Below are 250 nucleotides of genomic sequence, written 5' to 3' on the forward strand. Positions count from 1 at the left end.
CCCTCGATCCCGGCGAGATCTGGGCTGTCGTCACCCTTGCAGCAGTCAACCAAACGTCCATCTGGGAAACCTGCAAAGACAACGACAACGCTCCCTGTGACGACACAGTCATGGACTGGCTCAATACTCTCAACCGAGAGTGGTTAGAGCGGATTGCTAACGACCTACTGAAGGAGATGGCAATGACGATCCTCGACCCTGACCGGTCGAGGATCGTCTCCATTGATTTCGTCGATAACCCCTATCACGG

The 250-nt window shown here is 54.8% G+C and carries 1 pseudogene; it reads left to right on the forward strand.

Annotation, left to right across the window (positions count from 1 at the left end):
• Positions 1 to 250: pseudogene (locus tag O2S87_RS19380) on the forward strand (ISH3 family transposase); the annotation flags it as partial.

The sequence above is a fragment of the Halohasta sp. A2 genome (assembly GCF_056175805.1).